Genomic DNA, 15483 nt, shown 5'->3' on the forward strand with positions numbered 1-15483 from the left:
ACAATAGTAACCAAACCACTAGTAATAAATACAAAATATAATAGTTACTTACTATAACACAAAATATTGCTTAGCCCTATTGTATTGATAGCTATAGGTTTTTAGTCAAAATTATTTATTCGGTAAAATTTAGATGTTAAAAGCACTGATAAATATAGGAACCCAAACAGCCGTCAATAAGCCATTTACCGCAAGACCGAAGGCAGCATAGCGCCCAGCGGTAGGGCTGATTTGCCAAGCTTCTACTGTGCCGAACGCGTGAGCGGCCAGTCCTAAGGCTAAACCTTTGGCTCTGTCGTCATCTACTTTTTTAAATAAGAATCTAGCGACGGCACCGCCCAGCAGTCCAGAAACAATAATAATTAAGTTGGCCATCGTAAGCGGTGCACTGATTAAGTCCGCCACGCTCAAGCCAATAGGGGTAGTGACAGAACGCGTAGCAAAGGACAACAAAGTGTCGTGACTGAGTGAAAACAGATAAGCTAACGACATCGGTAACAGCGCGCCGATCACACTTGCGATAAGGACAATGATAGATAAGCGCTTAACCGGCAAACCTTTAAAATTCATGGCGGCTAAAGGGATAGCCAACAGTACCGTGACATAGCCAAGCAAGCGATCAAACACTGGTTTGGCAACGCTATAATAATGCTCGTAATCCCACTGCGTAATAAATAAAAACAGCAGTACTAATACCAAAGCGGTAATGACCATAGGCAGCCATGAGATCTTTTTGGCCAAGATACGCGCGATCACGTGCGCGACTAAGGTCAATAAAATAGCGGCTAGAGTCGCCATAAATACACTGCTAAACATCATCTTAATTCTCCGCCGCGCAGGCTACTCAGACTTATCGCTAACTTCAGGTGTTGTCAGGCCTGTACTGCTCTTATTGTCAGCGCTAGAGCTCAACCAGCGGTTGGCTAGAATCGCTAGACCCCAAAGCGGTATCAAAGTACTAATAGCCATTGTCAGCATGACGCCCCAAAATTCATCACCTAACTCAAACAATAAAATACCAGCGCCTGCTGATACCGGCAAAAAAGCAAAACCGCTATCGACTAACAATAAGTTACTGGCTCTGGTGATCCATTCCGGTAAGCCTTTGAGCAAGCGCCAAACGACTAAAATGACGAACATCGCCACGAGGCCTACAATGTTGGCGGCTTTTTCGATACCGGCCCACTGACACAGGAGTAGCGCTGATTCGCGCACTATGACCACCATGGCGAGCGTCAAAAGTAAGGCTAACCACAAAGGCAGTTTGGTTTGGGTAAGGGCATTCATAAGCTATCCTTGCCAAGACGGCAACTACAGAGTCTAGATAGAATAAAAGCAAGCGCCATGCTATTGATAAAAAGTACTGACGAAAACTATCGATAAACAGCATCGCAAATAGCTATGGCTAGGCTTTTGGGTGGATTGCGTAAAAGTTTTACTCTATCATTTTAAAAGAAATAAAGGTAAAAAACTTTAGTTGAGGGACAACCAATGCGCTCGATTATATAGTGAAGTGAGCGACTAATAAACCTTAAAGGCCGGTGTATTTACAACAAAAACTCATGCGCGGTGATAATAGCAAAAGAGCCAGGACAGACAAACAATAAAAAATGAGCACATCAGCCTAAAAATGGCCAATATACTCATTGCTTAATACAGACTTTATAGCAGCTATCTTGCTGGTTCTAAAATCTTAATGTTAACTCTTACGCTTGCGGACTTGGGTTGTCATCTATAGCGGTATGATCGCTAGACTCATTATCTGTCTCAAAGATCTGCTCGTAGGTTAAGTCTTCCGCTACTAATGACTCATCTTCAGACGGCTGCAAATCTTCCTCATTGTTTTGCTCAAAAGGCTCAAGAATAGGCATCAGTAAAGTCGCTTGCGCTAACGGTAGCACCTCCATAGGCTGCAGGTTTGCTTCCCCTAGTAGCTGCTTGAGACGCTCGCTTGGCAGACGAATGGCCAAGCACTCGTGGCCGCTATCATTATAGCTTTCTTCTAAGATAACCCCAAGCTCATACAAGGTGTTTTTAAAGTGTCCAGCATGGTAGGGCAAGGTGAGATTAAAGGTTGTCAAAGTACCCGTCATCAGCTGTTGTACCGCAAGTGTGAGCTCTTCGATGCCTAAATTGTCTTTTGAGGAGACATAAACGCGGTTTGGCTCACCTTCGTTGGCATAACCTATGCGCGCAGGCTCGCCCGTTAAGTCAATTTTATTATAGACGTTGAGTACTGGCACATCATTATCAATCTCTGCTAGCACCTCTTTGACCGCTGAAATCTGCTCGTGCATATCCTCACTAGAAGAATCAATCACGTGCAACAATAGATCTGCCTCTAAAGTTTCCTCCAAAGTAGCGTGGAAGGATTCGACAAGCTCATGCGGTAGATGACGCACGAAGCCTACCGTATCGACTAAGACCACACGGCCGACACCTTGCCAATCTAAACGGCGCAAAGTCGGATCTAGAGTCGCAAATAGCTTATCTGCGGCATAGATGTTTTCATCGACTAAGCGGTTAAATAAGGTAGATTTGCCTGCGTTCGTGTAGCCGACTAGTGATATCGTCGGGACGTCGGATTTTTGCCGGCGAGCACGGCCTTGCGCGCGAGTTTGACGTACTTTTTCAAGCTTAGATTTGAGCTGATTGACCCGCGTTTGTAGTAGACGACGATCGGTCTCAAGCTGCGTTTCACCAGGACCTCTTAGTCCGATACCGCCTTTTTGTCGCTCCAAATGCGTCCAACCACGTACTAGTCTAGTGGATAAGTGGTTCAACTGCGCCAGCTCTACCTGCAGCTTACCTTCGTAAGTACGCGCACGCTGTGCAAATATATCCAAAATAAGACCAGTGCGGTCAAGCACGCGGCATTTCGTTAAAGCTTCTAAGTTACGCTCTTGCGAGGGAGAGAGGCTATGATTAAAAATCACAATATCAGCATCATTGGCACTGACTAACTCGGCAATCTCTTGGGCTTTACCAGAGCCGACGAAGTACTTAGCATCTGGCTTCAAGCGTGAGCCTGTCACCAGCTCCACGCGCTGAGCGCCAGCGGAGTCAACAAGTAGCTCAAACTCGCTCAAATCATCAGGGTCTTGTATTTGACGAATGTCTAAGTGCACTAAAACAGCACGCTCGCCACCTTCATATCTTTCAAAATATTCCAAAAATTTTCACCTATAAATGGGGGAAATAAATCGCGATTATCGGCTATAATTAGGCGGATAATCGCGTTCAGATAATAGTCTATATGCGGTCTTATTACTGGTTATTAAAGCCTAATTGTCATAGTGACGCCAGTTTTATGTTACTGGGTTTACAAAAGATAGGTTTATAGTAGATAGTGAATAACGAGAACCCTCATTCAAGCTCAGTGAACAAATCGTCACTGACTATGAGAATTTTGCTATACTTACGCCATTTTTACAGACATTCAATGATGAGGGATACAGATGAGCCATTCTAAGCCAGGCTTTTCATTAAAAAAACAATTCAGCCGCAGTAAGCAAATTGTTGGTATGACTACCACTATGGCAGGTGGTCTACGAGCTGCACAGCGTATAGGCGCTTTTAAGAACCCGCCGCGCGAAAAACTACCGCGTTATATCCAAGCGTTTTGCCGCAAGATGGTCGGCTCTTTTGGTATAAAGGTTGTCGAAGTTGAGCCGGTACAGCAGTATCATGGGCTTTGGGTATCCAATCATGTGTCATGGATGGATATTCCGGTGGTTGGTACGGTCAGTCCGGCTTTCTTTTTATCTAAAGCGGAGATAGGCGAGTGGCCGATATTCGGTAAGCTTGCTTATGCGGCTGGTACCGTGTTTATTCAGCGCGGCTCGGGCGATGCCGGCTCAGTAGCAGCGCAAATCGCTGAGTTTTTGCGCCAAGGGTTTTCAGTTATTTTCTTTCCAGAAGCCACTACTACCGATGGCTCCAAGATTAAGCGCATTCATGGTAAGCTCTTGCAAGCGGCTATCGACGCTGATGTGCCGGTACGAGCGATGGTGATTGCCTATGTCAATAAAGACGGCAGCTTAAGTCAAGAATTGCCTTATTATGGCAAGCTGACCATGAAGCAGAGTCTAAAAAAAGTACTCGATACTAAGAACGTCACCGCTTATGTTTTGCCACTTGAAGCGATCGACCCACAAGGCCGTAGCAAAAGTGAGCTGACAGATCTGTTGCAACAGCACATGCAAGAAGGGCTCGCAGAACTACATGCACGAGTATTAAGCTAAGAGCCGATATAAGTGAATGACAAAGGCGCTAATCATATCGATTAGCGCCTTTTTGCGTAAACGTCATAGCTTTAGAATCTAGCAGCCTTAGAATCTAGCAGCTTTAGTTAGCTGAACTAAGGAGATGGATTCGGCTGCTGGGTGTGTACCGCTTCGATAGCGGCTAATACGTCATCGCTTAAAGTTAGATTAACACTATCGATGTTTGATTTGAGCTGCTCGATGCTCGTGGCACCAATGATGTTGCTTGTGACAAAGGGCCGCGAGTTCACAAAAGCGAGCGCCATCTGCGCCATATCTAGTCCGGCATCGCTGGCAATCTTAGCGTATTGCTCAGTGGCTGCTAGCGCTTGCTCATTAATATATCTTTGGAATCTATCATACATCGTCAGCCGCGCGCCAGCTGGTTTTTTGCCACCCAAATATTTACCAGAGAGTACCCCAAAGCCTAGGGGCGAGTAGGCGAGCAAACCGACATTCTCGCGATGGGCAATCTCCGCCATGCCCACCTCATAAAGTCGATTGAGCAAGCTATAAGGATTCTGCACCGTGATAGGCGCGATGAGACCGTTTTTGTCCGCTTCCCATAAGTAGCGCATCAGTCCCCAAGCAGTATCGTTTGAGAGTCCATAAGCACGAATGCGGCCTTTTTTGATCTCATCATTGAGCGCTTGAATGGTCTCTAAAAACGGCGTTAAGTCATCAAGCGATTGCGCTGACATCTCGCTGTCATAACCGCGTTGACCAAAGAAGTTCGACTGCCGCTCAGGCCAATGCAGCTGATAGACATCAATATAGTCGGTTTGTAAACGCTGCAGATTACCGTCAATAGCGCTACTAATATGCTTGGCATTATAGCGGCTATTACCGTCTCGCAAAAAGCTCATCGGCGACATTTTACTGGCCAAGATAACTTTATCGCGCTGCTGTGTCTTTGCAAACCAAGTGCCGATAATGCGCTCGGTATCGCCTTGTTTATCTTTGTCAGGCGGTGAGGGGTACATCTCGGCACAGTCCCAAAAGTTCACTCCTTCGCTAAGGGCTAAGTGCATTTGCTCATGGCCTTCGCGCTCATTGTTTTGTTGTCCCCAAGTCATCGTTCCTAGACAAATTTTCGATACCTTTTCATCGATTTGTGGCAGCACTTCATATTGCATGGTTGCATCCTGATTATTATTGATTATTGTTTTGAGTTGCTTGTGTGATTAACTCAGCTGAATGCCAGTCACACCCGGCGGCGTCACCTTAAAGATTTTGACTTTAAATAGTACGTCTTGCCCGGCTAGGGGATGGTTAAAATCGACCTCGATCTCATCGTCATTAATCGCGCTAATGGTACCGGGCAAAGTGTTTTTACCTTTATCCTCAAACTCCACCATCATACCAATCTCAGGATTGTCCGCGACTAAAGCAAACTGCGGACGACTAAAGTGCTGTACATTATCTGGATTCCAGTCGCCAAAAGCTTGCTCAGGCTCTAAGTGCGCGGTACGGGTGTCGCCTGCCCGCAGATTCATCAGCACTTGCTCAAAACCCGGCAACAGGCTTTCATCGCCGACAGTCAAACTGACCGGCTGATCACGATTAAAGGTCGAGTCAATTACCGTACCATTTTCTAATGACACCTCAAAATGCAGCTTGACTAAGCTGCCATGGGTGATACGAGTGTCTTCGTTCGGATTGATAAATTGTGATGAGGTTTGAGAGTCAGTCATAATAAAAAACCAGTTTTAGTTAAAAGTAGAGTGCTGTTATCAGTGAATAGATTCAGGTGATAGATTAAGAGATGATAAGCGAAATACTGCCCTATGTAAGCGTAAATAGTGTAACGTAAAGGCGCTAAAATAAAGGTTAACTGTAGAGAGTTACTGATTATAAAAAGTGACCGATTATAAAAGTTTTAATCCTAGTCAAATAAGAGAGTATCGCAAACATGGCAAATAGACAACAAGGCCGAATTACAAAGTGGCAAGATGACAAAGGCTTTGGCTTTATCGAGACCGAAGCTGGGGAGTCACTGTTCTTTCATGTCAGCGAGTTCAAAGCGCCGCGTCGACCTGTCATCCATGAGCCAGTGGTCTTTAGTATTGGACAAGATAAACAAGGACGCTTGCAAGCCAAGCAAGTACAGGAGCTCAGTTTTGTGCAGCAACAAATGGCAGATAAGAACAATCAAATCCGTCAGCGTAACGCAAAGAAAAGCCAACAAGCAGACTTTGAAGCAGGGCAAAAGAAGAAGCTACTTTTAGGCGTGGCATTCTATGCAGTATTAGTATTATTAGTAGTGATGGGTGATTTGAGCTGGCTGGTCTTGGCTTGGTATGTGTTGTTAGGCGTTATTACTTATCTCACTTACGCCAAGGACAAAGCGGCTGCGCAAAGCGGCGCGTGGCGTACGCCTGAATCGACTTTGCATCTACTAAGCGTGCTCGGCGGCTGGGTTGGGGCGATGGTCGCGCAGACCTACTTGCGTCACAAGTCACAAAAGCCTGATTTTCGAATTAGTTTTTATCTGACGGTAGTGGTTAATCTTGGTGGGTTATTATTTATTATGGCGGGTGGTGGTTTGGATTCTTTTAAAGGCTTGTTATAGACTTCTAGCCTCTACTTTAAACCGCCTCTAAAACCCTTTGATAAACCGCAGCATCATTAGCCGAGAAGCAGCAAAATATAATCTCATTTACCGAAAAGTTATCTGACGACTCTAGCTTACCCAATACATAATTCTTCACCGTATTTACCGCTACTTTAGTGGCCTTGTCGATTGGGTAACCATAAACGCCAGTACTGATGGACGGAAAAGCAAGGCTAGCGACCTTGTGTTCAGCGGCTAACTCTAACGCGTTTTGATAGCAGCTCGTCAGTAGCGCTTCTTCATTATCATTACCGCCATGCCAAACTGGCCCTACTGTATGAATGACATAGTCACAGGGTAGATCAAACGCTGGGCTTATTTTTGCCTCGCCAGTGGCGCAGCCGTTCAAGGTGCGGCAATAAGCGAGCAGCTCTGGCCCTGCGCCTCGATGTATCGCGCCATCCACGCCGCCGCCACCGAGCAAACTCGAATTGGCCGCATTGACAATAGCATCAATTTTTAGCGTAGTAATATCCGCTTGTAATACGGACAAAGTAACCGTGCGAGTAGCAGAACTAGCAGTAGAGCTAGAGCTATCAGAGACAGAGACTTGCTTTTGCAAAAGTGGCTTGGTTTGAGCATTCGTCATGGTAGCGTCCTTATCATTAATCCATAAATTCTATATTAATAGTCTAAGTGATTTGCTATCGTTTAGATGTATCTGATATGAATATAAAAGTGTGTAAATTATATTTCTAACCAACTATAAAAAGGACGTTTTAGTGATTACGCTCTATAAATACACCCATCCTAGCCGCGCAGAAACTGTAATCTGGGCACTACAAGAGCTTGGCCTAGACTATGAAACCAAAGAATTAAACGCTTATAAATTTGAGCAGCGAAGCCCTGAGTTTTTAGCGATTAACCCGTTTGGCAAAGTGCCAACGATGACCCATGACGGTAAGCATTTCACTGAATCGTTAGCGATTATCGAATACCTCAATGACTTGCATCCTGATAGACCGCTAACGCCTAGCCATAACGATGATAACTATGCCGAGAAGAACTATAAACTGCGTCAGGTCATCTCGTTTGGCATGATAGAGCTTGAAAGTTATGTGTGGATATTAACGAAGATAAAGGTATTAGACAATTATGAGAACTGGCCTGCGGGCACCGCTGAGAAGTGCATAACCAATATTCAAAACGCGCTACCGATTGCCACGAGTTGGTTGGATAGCCAAGAGTATATAGCAGGTGATCGCTTTAGCTTAGCTGATATCTACTATCATCATCTATTTAATTGGCTAAAAATGTTGGGGGTTGCGTTACCTGAGCAAGCAAAAGCATACGTTAAAAGATTATCCGCGCGAGAGAACTTTCCTAAAAAGTAGGAGAGTAGGGTTGTTGTTTGGAAATAGAGTGCATCCTGAGCACCATCAAGATTAGGGCGTGTTGAACATTCACAAATGCGCACTGCTGATAGCTAAAATAGTTCTAGTCTAAGTGAAAATTGCAGATAATGCTTATTGCATTGGTTAGATTTTCGCAACGACTAGGGCGATTTTAGCATCAGCCCTCACGACAACAACAGGGACAGGACTATTTTTTGCCACTTTATTGATAAAAATAGACGCTTAGAACAACTAAACTTACCATTTTTATCTGCAAATCGCCTAAAAAATAGTCTCTGTCAGTGCCATGGTCGAATGTTCAACACGCCCTAATCTCACTACACTAAACCCAAAGCAAAAAAGGGCTTACATGATCGTAAGCCCTTTTTTCATTCAATTAAAATAGCAGTATCAAAAGCTAACCTTTAGATTTGCCTTCGCGCTTACCTTCCAAAAATATCATGTCAATAACAATGATAGCCACGCCAATACAAATCGCAATATCCGCGATATTAAAAATCGGATAATGCCAAACATCAGCATAATGTACATGAATAAAATCGACCACTTTGCCAAGTCGCACGCGGTCGATTAGATTGCCAATCGCACCGCCGAGCACCATAGCGAGCCCTAGCGATAACAGCTTAGCATTACGCGGCGCTCTAATTAAATATACGACTAAGAACAACGCAATCACGAGCGCTAAACCCGAGAAAAACCACTTTTGCCAGCCGCCTGCATCGGCCAAAAAGCTAAACGCTGCACCATAATTATAAGCCAATGTCCAATTCAAGAATGGCTCAATGACCGGTATCGGCTCCAAAAAATTCAGCTTAGTTTTCGCGAGCCATTTGGTCCACTGATCGACAATGATAATCACTATCGACAGTAAGTACCAAACAAAGGCTCGACTGCCATTTGCCAGCACTTTTGGGGTTTTGGTCAGCCGGCTTTTAGGCGTTACCGAGTTGCCTGTCGTAACGTGAGCAGGTTTTGGCGAATGATCGACTTCGTTAGTAGGACGCTCAGGCGTATCAAGCATAGTGACGCACCTCACCGCTGCCTACCACGTTAGTTACGCAGCGCGCGCACAGCTCTGGATGCTCGCTGTCAGTGCCGACGTCGCTACGGATGTGCCAACAGCGCACGCACTTCGTCCCATCGGCGACGTCAATGGTAACTCTTAAATCCGCTGCTGCGATGTCTTCCTCGTTATCTTTAGTTTGATGATCAGCAGGCGCTGCGCTGATAGGCTTCAAGGTGGCGCTACTGGTAATCAGCACAAAACGCAGCTCATCGCTTAATTTGGCTAAGCTGTCATACATAGCGCCATCAGCGTACAAAGTGGCATCAGCGGCTAGATTGGCATTCAGTAGTTTGTTGCTGCGCGCGACTTCGATGTTCTTATTCACCATATCTTTGGCGCGCATGATATGGTGCCAGTCTTCACTACTGATCGTGCTCAGCTCAAGCGCTGGGAACTCGTACCACTCTTCAGTGAAGACATAGCTACCGGCGGCCTGCTCATCTTTGCTGTTCAAGACTTCCCAAGCTTCTTGCGCGGTAAACGATAAGATAGGGGTAATCCAGCGTATTAAGGCTTGAGCGATATGATAGATCGCGGTCTGCGCCGAGCGGCGCGGCTGACCATCCTTTTGAGTGGTGTACTGGCGATCTTTGATGATATCTAAATAAAAGCTGCCCAAGTCCTGCGAGCAAAAAGCAGTGATATGCTGGGTGACTTGGTGAAAGTCCATTGCGTCATAAGCACTGACGATTTGCGCTTGTACAGCCTGCGCGCGCTCGATGATGAACTTATCAAGACTGACTAATTCGTTGATATCGATGCTATCAGTAGCCGGATCGAAATCATCGGTGTTCGCCAGTAAGAAGCGCAGGGTATTACGAATGCGGCGGTACATATCAATTGCGCCTTTAAATACCGTCTTGCCCGCGCTCATCTCATAGCGATAGTCGCTAGAGGCAATCCAAAGACGCAGCATATCAGCGCCGGTTTTATTGATCTCATCTTGCGGGGTGATGATGTTGCCAAGAGACTTACTCATCTTACGGCCATTTTCATCGACCACAAAACCGTGCGTCAATACTTGCTTAAACGGCGGACGCTCGTACATTGCTTCTGACGTGAGCAGTGACGTCTGGAACCAACCGCGATGCTGATCGGAGCCTTCTAGATACATATCGGCAGGATTGGTGAGCTCATCACGCTGCTCAAGCACGGCATAATGAGTAGTTCCTGAGTCAAACCAGACATCTAGCGTATCAGTAGACTTATCATAATCGGCCGCCTCATCCCCTAAGTAGTCTTCACAGCTGGCATCAAACCACGCTTCCACGCCGCCTTCCGCGATATTTTGCGCGGCAGTTTCCATTAGCTCTAAGGTGTTCGGATGCAGCTCGCCGGTCTGTTTATGCATAAAGAAGGTAATCGGCACGCCCCAAGTCCGCTGACGCGAGATGCACCAGTCCGGGCGACCGGTCATCATCGACTCGATACGGTTCTGACCCCAAGCAGGCGTCCACTTAACATCAGGGATGTCTTTGAGCGCGCGCTCGCGTAAGCCTTCTTTTTCCATATTAATAAACCACTGCGGCGTGGCACGGAAGATAATCGGCGACTTATGACGCCAGCAGTGCGGATAGCTGTGCTCGATCTTAGTATGGTTTACCAAATGACCATTATCATGCAAAGCGGCAATGATTTTTGGATTGGCTTTATAGATATGCTCGCCGGCAAATACCGCCGCGCTCTCTAGATAGACACCATTACCGCCAACAGGGTTCTCAACAGGCAAGTTATATTTTAGACCCACGATATAATCGTCGAGACCATGACCTGGCGCGGTGTGTACTAGGCCAGTACCGCTATCGGTGGTCACGTGATCGCCTAAGATAATAGGCACTTGACGATCTGCAATTAGCGGATGCTGCGCGCGCAAGCCTTCAAGCTCCTTACCTGAAACGGTCACTAAGATACCTTGGCTGTCTAACTTAAGCTCAGTTAACGCAGTCTCGACCAAATCATGAGCGAGTAGTAGATTGCCTTTCTCAGTGGCTACAACCGAATAGTCATGCTCAGGGTGCACTGAGATAGCTTGGTTAGCAGGCAGTGTCCAAGGCGTCGTCGTCCAGATAACGACTGAGATAGTATCCTCTATTTTTGCCAAAGCGGTTAGCTTGTCAGTATCAAGCACATCGAAGCTGACATAAATCGCATCAGAGACCTTATCTTGATATTCTACTTCCGCCTCTGCCAATGCTGAGGTACAGTCCAAGCACCAGTTGACCGGCTTCATACCGCGAGTGACATGGCCGTTTTCGTAGATTTTACCTAGCGCACGGACGATATTGGCTTCCTGATGAAAGTTCATGGTCAGATAAGGGTTGTCCCAATCGCCAAAGATACCTAAACGCTTAAAATCAGCTTTTTGTAGCTCGATTTGGGTCGCTGCATACTCACGGCAGAGACCACGAAACTCAGTTGCCGAGACTTTTTTGCCGACCTTACCGACTTTGGCTTCCACCTTTTGCTCGATAGGCAAGCCATGACAGTCCCAACCCGGCACATAAGGCGCGTCAAATCCTGAAAGCGTCTTCGACTTAACAATCATGTCCTTAATGACTTTATTGACCGCATGACCTAAGTGAATCTGACCGTTCGCATAAGGAGGGCCGTCGTGCAAAATGTACTTAGTCGCGCCAGTACGCGCCTGACGAATCTTACCATAGACATCGTCCGCTTCCCAAGCCGCTAACCAATCCGGCTCGCGTTTGGCCAAGTTAGCGCGCATCGCAAAAGGCGTATCGGCTAGATTGAGAGTGTCTTTGTAATCGTGGCTAGGGGTGTCAGTAGCTTTGTCAGTCATAGGAAGGTATCTTTTATCAGGTTAAGTAGTTTATTGAGTTAAGCGGTTTTTCAATCAAATAGTTTTTAAATTAAACAATTTTTAAGTTAAATAGTTTAGCAGTCCAAGTAAATAATGTATGGGGGCGAATAGCTAAGGTTAAATAGGGCTTAGATGAAAGAGCACTTTACCCTAAATAATGCCTGAACTTAAATAAGTTAGCGTCAGATTATGTTAGGAATGGCAGCTATTATATGTTAATTCTACTGGGGTAAAAAGGGGCTTGTACTGCGCGTGTCATTTTAGTTGCGTAATAGCGATAAGCAGTGTACAACTGTACTTAACAAGCGTTTCACTTAAAGTACGGACATAAATCCAATACATAATAGGGCGTGTTGAACATTCGCAAATAGGCACTGCTGATCGCTAAAATTGTTCCAGACAAGGCACAAAGCGACGATAATGCAGATGCCTTAGCGAGATTTGTAACGCAGTATGGGGCAATTTTAGCATCAGCCCCAACGATAAAAGCAGGGGACAGGACTCTTTTTTGCCGCTTCATCGTTAAAAATAAGCGCTTAGAATGACTAAACTTATTATTTTTAACATCGAATCGCCTAAAAAATAGTCGCTGTCAGTGCCATGGTCGAATGTTCAACACGCCCTAATATCGGCTAAAAACATTGTATAAATTACGATAAATATAAAGGAGTCGTCATGAAAATAGGTATTCCCAAAGAGATTAAAAACAACGAAAATCGGGTCGGTCTACCGCCAAGCGCCGTTATGGTGTTAGTCAGCGACGGTCATAAAGTGTTTGTCGAATGTGATGCGGGCGTGGGTTCGCACTTCACCGATGAGGATTATGAGGAAGCAGGCGCGACTATCGTCAATAGCGCCAACAAAGCTTGGGACGCTCAATTGGTTGTTAAAGTCAAAGAGCCCCAGCAAGAAGAGTTTCAGTATTTAACCGAAGATCTGATACTGTTTACTTACTTGCATCTGGCCAATGAGCCGGAGCTGGCGCAAGCACTCGTCGAGAATAAAGTCACGGCGATAGCCTATGAAACGGTGCAACTGGCTAATAACTCCTTACCGCTGCTGACCCCGATGAGCGAGGTTGCCGGCCGCATGAGCACCCAAATCGGCGCTCAGTTCTTGCAGAAGTTCTATGGCGGCAAAGGAATATTACTGGGCGGCGTACCAGGGGTACAAAAAGGCCGCGTCACGATCATTGGCGGCGGCGTCTCAGGCACGGAAGCGGCCAAAATCGCTATCGGCCTGCGCGCGGATGTGACCATCTTGGACTTAGATCCACAGCGGCTCAAAGAGCTATCTGAGATGTTCGGCAATAATGTCCAGACGCTCATATCTAATAAGGTCAATATCGCCGAAAGTGTTGAGGTTAGTGACTTAGTGATCGGTGCGGTACTGATTCCAGGCGCAGCTACGCCTAAATTAGTCACAGAAGAGATGATCGAGTCAATGGACGACGGCGGAGTCATCATCGATATCGCTATCGATCAAGGCGGCGTCTTTGAGACTACCGATCGCATTACCACGCATGACGATCCGACTTATACTAAGCACGGTATCGTCCATTACGCGGTAGCCAATATCCCAGGAGCAGTACCTCGTACAGCGACGATGGCGCTATCGAATGTCACCTTGCCATATATCCAAACGCTGGCCAAAAAAGGGGTCAAGCAAGCTTGCGCGGAGGATGCTGCCTTTGCAAAAGGGATCAATACAGCGCAAGGCTATATCACTTATGAGGCGGTGGCTGAGGCGCTAGATTATGAGTATAAAGCGTTAGATGAGCTGCTTGGTTAGTTTTGGTTAAAATATCGACGATAACCATAGCCTTAATTTTAGTGACCAAAGCGGCTGAATACCGGTCAGCCCTTGCGTCATCTCACCGTCTTTTAATACCACATAAGAGGGCGTCACTTGTCCTTGCCAGTCGGCGAAGATTGTGCCGTCTTCATCGTTGATAGTGGTGAAGTCAAAATTATTTTGCTGCATATACTCTGCAAGCCGTTGGTTGGAGCCCGACTTAATGGCCACTGTCACTACCGGATAGCTATCACTAGCGGCAAGCTTGTTGATAGTGGGCGAGGTATAAGTACATATCGGACACCAAGTACCCCAAAAATACACTAGCGTAGGCTGCTTGTGACTCATCGCTGCTAAGTCTAGTGTCTGTCCTTGATAGTCGGTCAGCTGCAATTGCGGATTGGCTGGCATGATAGGCTGTCGCCACCAGTTGACAACAGTGTAAATAACAATAAAAACGAGACCATAGAGTAGGGCAGTCTTTAGCATTGACCAAAGCTTTTGCTTCGGCGTTTTTTTTACTTTTAACTCTGTTTTTTTGATATCAGTCGTCATATTGCTTTCTCTGAGCCTAAAATTTAATCACTTGCTTTTTATAGATCTTAGATTAACACATGAAGTGCAATACCAAATGCAAGGTGAAAAAAAGACCTAGATGCGCTAGCATCAAAGTTTTTATCCACCGACCAAAGTGAGATTGCAACCATGAGCTATACACATCTAAGCCTAGGTGAACGATACCAGATTTATGCCCTTAAAGGGGCAAAACATAGTATTAATTTTATAGCGAGGGTGTTAAACAGAAGTCCCAGTACCATATCAAGAGAGCTTAGGCGTAATAAAAGCCTACGAGGTTACCGAGCAAAGCATGCTAATAACAAGGCTTGTGACAGACGGGCTAACAACGCCACAACTATTGTGACTGACCTCTGGGCATGGGTGACAGACAAGCTTAAAGAGAACTGGAGTCCTGAGCAAATATCTGGCGTTCATGCTGGTATCAGTCATATGAGCATTTATCGCTATATTTGGCGTGATAAGAGGCAGGGCGGTACATTGTGGCAGTGTCTCAGACGTAAAGGAAAACCATACCGGCAGCGTCTAACCGCTGAGACTCGAGGCCGTATCAATGACAGAGTCTCGATTCATGAGCGCCCTTGTATTGTTGAAGAACGCTCACGTATTGGAGATTGGGAAGCGGATACCGTTATCGGTCAGCATCACAAGCAAGCGATTGTCACGCTCGTTGAACGTAAAACGGGGCTGCTGAAGATGAAGCGTGTGGGTCATAAAACAGCACAGCAAGTATCAGAGGCAATGATAGAACTCTTAGCGCCAGTGAGGTTGCAGGTTAAGACCATTACCTCTGACAATGGTAAAGAGTTTGCTCAGCATAAGAAGGTGAAACAAAAGCTCTTTAGCCCTTTCTTCTTTGCCGATGCTTATGCGTCATGGCAGCGAGGAACCAACGAGAATACCAATGGCCTTATCAGAGAGTACTTGCCTAAGGGTTGTGACTTTAGACAAGTCTCTGATAATGAAATACAGGACATTGAGAACAAACTAAA

The 15483-nt window shown here is 45.9% G+C and carries 14 protein-coding genes; 5 read left to right on the forward strand and 9 right to left on the reverse strand.

Features of this window, described 5'->3' with window-relative positions; genetic code table 11:
• Positions 1-129: 129 nt before the first annotated feature.
• The 3 genes from W234_RS0108955 to hflX all read right to left on the reverse strand — a co-directional run bounded on the left by W234_RS0108955 (position 130) and on the right by hflX (position 3173).
• Positions 130-819, reverse strand: coding sequence for an LrgB family protein (locus W234_RS0108955; protein ID WP_037059469.1), 690 nt, complete (start codon positions 817-819; stop codon positions 130-132).
• A 21-nt stretch (positions 820-840) separates the two neighbouring features.
• Positions 841-1287 carry a CidA/LrgA family protein gene (locus tag W234_RS0108960; protein ID WP_025646523.1) on the reverse strand — a complete coding sequence of 149 codons (447 nt, stop codon included), beginning with the start codon at positions 1285-1287 and terminating at the stop codon, positions 841-843.
• A gap of 419 nt (positions 1288-1706) precedes the next feature.
• Entirely contained in the window at positions 1707-3173 is a 1467-nt protein-coding gene (hflX, locus tag W234_RS0108965; protein ID WP_025646524.1) for a ribosome rescue GTPase HflX, read from the reverse strand.
• 285 nt (positions 3174-3458) lie between these two features.
• Here hflX and W234_RS0108970 point away from each other — a divergent pair, with 285 nt between their 5' ends.
• On the forward strand, positions 3459-4244 hold the full coding sequence (locus tag W234_RS0108970) for a lysophospholipid acyltransferase family protein (RefSeq protein WP_025646525.1): 786 nt from the start codon (positions 3459-3461) through the stop codon (positions 4242-4244).
• 116 nt (positions 4245-4360) lie between these two features.
• Here W234_RS0108970 and W234_RS0108975 read toward each other — a convergent pair whose 3' ends face one another.
• Entirely contained in the window at positions 4361-5401 is a 1041-nt protein-coding gene (locus tag W234_RS0108975; protein WP_025646526.1) for an aldo/keto reductase, read from the reverse strand.
• Positions 5402-5449: 48 nt separating this feature from the next.
• Positions 5450-5959, reverse strand: coding sequence for an FKBP-type peptidyl-prolyl cis-trans isomerase (gene fkpB / locus W234_RS0108980; protein ID WP_025646527.1), 510 nt, complete (start codon positions 5957-5959; stop codon positions 5450-5452).
• A gap of 218 nt (positions 5960-6177) precedes the next feature.
• Here fkpB and W234_RS0108985 point away from each other — a divergent pair, with 218 nt between their 5' ends.
• The gene (locus W234_RS0108985) at positions 6178-6837 is read left to right on the forward strand and encodes a DUF1294 domain-containing protein (RefSeq protein WP_025646528.1); all 660 of its coding nucleotides are present in this window, start codon (positions 6178-6180) and stop codon (positions 6835-6837) included.
• Between the two features lie 16 nt (positions 6838-6853).
• On the opposite strand, the gene W234_RS0108990 is transcribed toward W234_RS0108985, so the two are convergent.
• Positions 6854-7468 carry an O-acetyl-ADP-ribose deacetylase gene (locus W234_RS0108990; RefSeq protein WP_025646529.1) on the reverse strand — a complete coding sequence of 205 codons (615 nt, stop codon included), beginning with the start codon at positions 7466-7468 and terminating at the stop codon, positions 6854-6856.
• Positions 7469-7601: 133 nt separating this feature from the next.
• Between W234_RS0108990 and W234_RS14190 the strand changes: the two genes are divergently transcribed.
• The gene (locus tag W234_RS14190; RefSeq protein WP_025646530.1) at positions 7602-8213 is read left to right on the forward strand and encodes a glutathione S-transferase family protein; all 612 of its coding nucleotides are present in this window, start codon (positions 7602-7604) and stop codon (positions 8211-8213) included.
• Positions 8214-8631: 418 nt separating this feature from the next.
• On the opposite strand, the gene lspA is transcribed toward W234_RS14190, so the two are convergent.
• Complete coding sequence (lspA, locus tag W234_RS0109000; RefSeq protein ID WP_084212646.1) at positions 8632-9255, reverse strand: signal peptidase II; 624 nt, start codon at positions 9253-9255, stop codon at positions 8632-8634.
• Complete coding sequence (ileS, locus tag W234_RS0109005; RefSeq protein ID WP_025646532.1) at positions 9248-12100, reverse strand: isoleucine--tRNA ligase; 2853 nt, start codon at positions 12098-12100, stop codon at positions 9248-9250. The genes lspA and ileS overlap by 8 nt, the downstream gene beginning before the upstream one ends.
• A 696-nt stretch (positions 12101-12796) precedes the next feature.
• Between ileS and ald the strand changes: the two genes are divergently transcribed.
• A complete protein-coding gene (ald, locus tag W234_RS0109010) occupies positions 12797-13912 on the forward strand; it encodes an alanine dehydrogenase (RefSeq protein ID WP_025646533.1) in 1116 nt (371 codons plus the stop codon).
• Between the two features lie 6 nt (positions 13913-13918).
• Here ald and W234_RS0109015 read toward each other — a convergent pair whose 3' ends face one another.
• A complete protein-coding gene (locus W234_RS0109015) occupies positions 13919-14470 on the reverse strand; it encodes a protein disulfide oxidoreductase (protein ID WP_025646534.1) in 552 nt (183 codons plus the stop codon).
• 150 nt (positions 14471-14620) lie between these two features.
• Here W234_RS0109015 and W234_RS0109020 point away from each other — a divergent pair.
• Positions 14621-15483, forward strand: an 863-nt coding sequence (locus W234_RS0109020; protein ID WP_025644112.1) for an IS30 family transposase, incomplete at its 3' end; no start/stop codon positions are given.

Origin of the sequence: Psychrobacter sp. TB15 (assembly GCF_000511655.1) — a bacterium.
Classification (GTDB): Bacteria; Pseudomonadota; Gammaproteobacteria; order Pseudomonadales; family Moraxellaceae; genus Psychrobacter; species Psychrobacter submarinus.